Origin of the sequence: Paenibacillus algorifonticola, from assembly GCF_050481745.1 — a bacterium.
Classification (GTDB): Bacteria; Bacillota; Bacilli; order Paenibacillales; family Paenibacillaceae; genus Pristimantibacillus; species Pristimantibacillus algorifonticola_A.
Genome location: NZ_JBCNGR010000066.1, coordinates 1 through 2577, shown reverse-complemented (window position 1 = coordinate 2577; position 2577 = coordinate 1). Strand labels below are relative to the sequence as shown.

Below are 2577 nucleotides of genomic sequence, written 5' to 3'. Positions count from 1 at the left end.
CTCAAGAAGTGGGAGATGAACAGTTCGCTATAGGCGAAGCGCTTAAAAGCTTGGGCGAGGAAAATCATTGGCACGGTAGATGTTTAAATAGCGGTAGTCTAGGACGGTCTTGACTTGTCCATGGCTGCCGCTATTTATATTGCTAAAATAGTTCTAGCATTTTAAAGCATTTTAATGATAGATAAGTTGACGCTAAATTCGTTATTGACAGTGAAAAAGGGTGGTGTTATTATAATTAAAACCTTTAATGTTAGATAAGTTAACATTAAATCATAAAAGCGTTATTCTTGTATAAGCCCATTAATAAGGGATGGGCGTTTCTACAGGCAACCGTGAATTGCCCCAGGCTACAAGAGACTGAAAGCGACGCATTTTTCCTGTTTAGCGATGCCCCAGGGCTGATCGCAGCAGGGAAATGAAGCTGAAGTCTCTTAAGTCTGGGTTTTTTGAAATATAAGAGCTTATAAGTTTCACACTTAAGGCGACAATAGAGAAATTTAAGGGAGAGAAGCATATGAGCCTCACAAACACCAGACTTTCCGATTCCATTGCTAATGCCAGAACAGTCAAAATTCAGAAAACGAAGGATACCTTTTATGACTTTAAACTATATCCGTTCGGCGAGCGGGGAACCTATATCGCTCCAGAGCTTATTAATGAAATTACCGATAATTTGGCGGTGAGCATTGAGGGTCATTTTCAGAATTACGATTATATCGTATCGCCAGAGCCTGGTGGCCACACATGGGGGATGCTTGCGGCGTATAAGCTGCTGAAGCCGATTAACATTTTAAGGCTGAGCACGGATTTATATAAAGATATCCACCTGGAGGCCAAGCGCGAAACGGCTTACAACGAAAATCGCATTTGCTTTGACGGCTTTCAGGCAGGCGACCGCGTTCTGCTCGTTGATGATGTTATCAGCTCCGGTGCAACAATCCGCTCGATTGCTGTGCAGATGGAAGAGATGGGCGTAAAGCTTGTCGGAGTGCAGGCGATCATAGCCAAAGGCGAGCATTACCGCAAGCTGGAGGATGACTTGAACGTTCCGGTACGTATTCTAACCCAGGTTTAATTGTAAAGAGCGATAAACAGACAGCCCATATACGCTTAAGTCAAAGCGGTTAACTACGATAAAGAGGTGGACAATATGACGATTATGGGGCAAAACACAAAGACGGCAGCTAAAAAAAGAGAAGAGAACGAGCTGCCGCGGAATTGTACCTTTTCTGCTGAGGATTGGCATGTATTGGCGCAATATTGGTATCCGATCGCGATTGCAAGCGAGATTGCAGATAAGCCGGTGGCGGTAACCCTGCTGGATATGAAGCTTGTCTGCTACCGCAGCAGCGACCGGGTCGTCGTTGCCCGTGACCTTTGCTTTCACCGCGGAGCTCCGCTCAGCAAGGGCTGGATTGAAAATGGCGAAATCGTATGCCCGTATCATGGTTTTCGTTACAATTGCGAAGGCAAATGCACGGCAGTGCCCGCGCATCCCGATTCGCGCATCTCGCCTAAACTAAAGCTCATTACGTATCCGGCCGTAGAGCGTTATGGCTTGATCTGGACGTCACTGATGTCCTTGGAGGAAAATATTCCGCCCTTCCCCGGCTGGGAAGATCCCGATTACTTGAACGTTTTGCCGCCGAGCTTTGATATTGCCGGCTCTGCTGGCCGCCAAATGGAGGGTTTCTTGGACGTATCGCATTTTGCATATGTGCATATGGAAACGTTCGGTGACCGCAACAACACCGAGGTGCCGCAATATAAGGTGAAGCGGGAAGGACAGGAGCTGCTTGCGGAATATTGGAGCACGGTCAGCAACTATGGCAAGGGACAGGAGAATCCGGCTCCTGATGACTTTATGTGGCTGCGCGAATTCCGCGTGTTTCCGCCATTCGCTGCATCGCTCACCGTTTATTTTCCCGATGAGGGGAGATTGAATATTTTAAACTGCGCGTCTCCAGTATCGGCCCGATATACAAGGTTGTTCTGCCCGATATCGCGTAATTTCGATAAGAATGCTCCGATTCAAGATACGATTGATTTTAACTTAAAGGTGTTCCAAGAGGATGCCGAAATGGTCGAAGCGCAGACACCAGAGGATTTGCCGCTTGATCTTCAGGCTGAGGCCCATATTCCGGCTGACCGTACCTCTATCGCTTATCGCCAGCTGTTGACAGAGCTGGGTCTAGGCAAAAACTACACGTCCTAATTCATTTTCGTTATGCTTTTTTGATCGGGAAAGCGGATTTTCGACGGCTACTAATACAGGTTTTTATTTACAAATACAGCTAGGATGCTGTACACTGAAAGTGCTTTCAAAGCTGGAACTTTAGCAGGAGCGATCCATTTTGCAGTTGAAGGGAGTGAGCGGCATGAAACGCCGGGCTAAGATGATGATCATTGATACGATGGTGATTATGAATTAAATAGTCAGGCAGGCGCTAGCCGTCTGTCATTCTCATGGATAGTTGCTGTTTGTTGTTAAAAACCGCATGGCTATGCCTGCGGTTTTTTTGCGCGTAAAAATCGCGTAAACCGAGCCGAAGGAGCTGCAAAACCAATGATAAAACT

The 2577-nt window shown here is 46.6% G+C and carries 2 protein-coding genes and 1 riboswitch; both genes read left to right on the top strand.

All coding sequences use genetic code 11. From position 1 onward, the window contains the following. Positions 1 to 267: 267 nt before the first annotated feature. Positions 268 to 370: riboswitch (purine riboswitch) on the top strand. 144 nt (positions 371 to 514) lie between these two features. After that, positions 515 to 1075, top strand: a complete 561-nt coding sequence (locus ABEW34_RS31230; RefSeq protein WP_430165557.1) for a phosphoribosyltransferase — start codon at positions 515 to 517, stop codon at positions 1073 to 1075. Between the two features lie 75 nt (positions 1076 to 1150). After that, positions 1151 to 2215, top strand: coding sequence for a Rieske 2Fe-2S domain-containing protein (locus tag ABEW34_RS31225; RefSeq protein WP_430165554.1), 1065 nt, complete (start codon positions 1151 to 1153; stop codon positions 2213 to 2215). Positions 2216 to 2577 lie beyond the last annotated feature (362 nt).

Excerpts from the sequence above, each read along its gene's own strand:
- ABEW34_RS31230 (WP_430165557.1), top strand. The coding sequence starts at position 515 with ATGAGCCTCACAAACACCAGACTTTCCGATTCCATTGCTAATGCCAGA.
- ABEW34_RS31225 (WP_430165554.1), top strand. The coding sequence starts at position 1,151 with ATGACGATTATGGGGCAAAACACAAAGACGGCAGCTAAAAAAAGAGAA.